The 852-nt window shown below is 42.0% G+C and carries 1 protein-coding gene; it reads left to right on the top strand.

All coding sequences use genetic code 11. The features are described 5' to 3' along the window. Window positions 1-205 precede the first annotated feature (205 nt). The coding region (locus tag A3739_RS27080; protein WP_156502890.1) for a DUF3187 family protein at window positions 206-852 on the top strand (647 nt) is incomplete at its 3' end.

Genomic DNA, 852 nt, shown 5'->3' on the forward strand with positions numbered 1-852 from the left:
ATATATAAAGCTGCCGTAGCGAAGAGAACGACACCAACGCTCTTGAACCAAATTTTGCTTAACAATTTTGATTCAAAAAGTCCTTCTAAGAGCGACAACACGAAAACTCCGTTTTATTAGTAAATTATTATATGTGCGTAACAACACTAACAAATAACTTCGGTCTGCTCTATCCTGAGCGCCGTTAAATAAAAGATAGACTGATATGCTCCGCTCTCAATCCTTGATATCGGCCTTGATCATCCTGTTCTTATCATTGTTTGATCAACGTGCCTACGCATCAAAAATTCAGTATGTAAATTTGAACCCGCTAATCGGCCAGCTTCCTTACGCGCACTATCCATCTGCTGCTCAAAAGCAAAGTAAAATGACGTTTGAAACCAGTGTGGCAATATCTAATTATTTCAGGCAATCGACCGTAGACCAAACAACATACGATGTTGATGGAGAAACATCGCTTATCCGAGAAACGCTTACCTATCGAACGGGCACTCTTAGCCTCGGCTTATCACTGCAATATCAAGCGCATCGCTCTGGATATTTAGACGATCCAATCTACGAATTTCATGACGTATTTGGCATGCCTCAGAATGGTCGCGAGCAATCTACAAATAACCAGCTGAATTGGAATATCACAAAAAACGGTGAAACATATAAACGTATTGATAGATCGCATGGTCTGGGAGATACCATGCTTTTTGTCGAAATGCGTCCTACATCTTTCATAAGCGACGCAGTAAGCCTGAGCTTCAACTTGCCAACCGGCGATACGTCAAAGCAAACTGGCGGATTGGCAAGTTCAATTAATCTTAGCTTCGCAACGCAAGGCGCCTCGATTGAACTCGATAACGC

The sequence above is a fragment of the Oleiphilus sp. HI0067 genome, from assembly GCF_001635735.1.